The 492-nt window shown below is 57.1% G+C and carries 2 pseudogenes; both read right to left on the bottom strand.

What is annotated here, in order from left to right:
- Nucleotides 1–192, bottom strand: a pseudogene (locus FQ755_RS12875) (phage capsid protein); the annotation flags it as partial.
- Between the two features lie 68 nt (nt 193–260).
- Nucleotides 261–492, bottom strand: a pseudogene (locus FQ755_RS12870) (endonuclease); the annotation flags it as partial.

Below are 492 nucleotides of genomic sequence, written 5' to 3'. Positions count from 1 at the left end.
CAGCTTGCCGGGTTGAAGCTTCCGTAGCTCCGAATCCTGGGGATGAAGCATCCAGCCATCGCGATTCTGCAACTGGGACGTGACCGTAAACTGGTCATCCTTCTGGGGTAGCCGCTTGCCGTTCTTCTCAACAACGCGACCGATGGAAATTCGCCCGATGACGGGCGGTGTGATGGCGAGACCTTTCAACATGGGGTTTCTCCTGTAGATAAACAGCGGGGCATGAAGCAAAGGAAGGGAACAGCTGGAGCGGCAGGGAATCAGGTATTGACGAGAAACCTGCGTGAGCCAGGCTTCGTGATCGCATACTTCGTGGCGAATTGCGGATGGTCAGCAAGCAGGCGCTTGAGATCGACGCCATTGCTGTCCTTGCTACGTTTGAATGACACCGATCCGGTCTCGAATTCCGCCCGGTCGGCCTCGCCCATTGCCTGCACGATGGTCTGCCTGAGTTGTGACTCGACCTGTTCACGAGTCTCGATGTCGGCACGC

It is taken from the genome of Paraburkholderia sp. BCC1885 (assembly GCF_900996235.1).
Lineage (GTDB): Bacteria > Pseudomonadota > Gammaproteobacteria > Burkholderiales > Burkholderiaceae > Paraburkholderia.
The sequence above is the reverse complement of the archived record's forward strand: the minus strand, read 5'-3'. Positions and strand labels throughout refer to the sequence as shown.